1 pseudogene is annotated in these 395 nt (G+C 71.1%); it reads right to left on the reverse strand.

Annotated features, from left to right (window positions below):
• Nucleotides 1–190: pseudogene (locus APY03_RS43820) on the reverse strand (hypothetical protein); the annotation flags it as partial.
• Nucleotides 191–395 lie beyond the last annotated feature (205 nt).

Raw genomic sequence — 395 nt, forward strand, 5'->3', positions numbered from 1 at the left:
CAGGCGCAGGTGCTGGTGCAGGCGCAGGCGCAGGTGCAGGTGCAGGCGCAGACGTCAGCCTGCATGACTTCACCACGAATGGCGCAGGATCGGTCCCGAAGTAGGCATTGGTGCAGGGCACCGTGCCACTGACTGTCTTCTGCACCCAGCGGGTGTCGGCGCCGTAGGCCACCAGCGTTGGACTCGACACCGTAAAGGTGCCGCCTTCGATGGCTAGCGTCGCTCCAGACGGCGCGGGCGCGGGTGCAGGCGCAGGTGCGGGCGCAGGCGCAGGTGCGGGCGCAGGCGCAGGTGCGGGTGCGGGTGCAGGTGCAGGTGCAGGTGCAGGTGCAGGCGCAGGCGCAGGTGCGGGCGCAGGTGCAGGTGCAGGCGCAGGCGCAGGCGCAGGTGCAGGT

Source organism: Variovorax sp. WDL1, from assembly GCF_001541225.1.
Taxonomy (GTDB): domain Bacteria; phylum Pseudomonadota; class Gammaproteobacteria; order Burkholderiales; family Burkholderiaceae_C; genus Variovorax.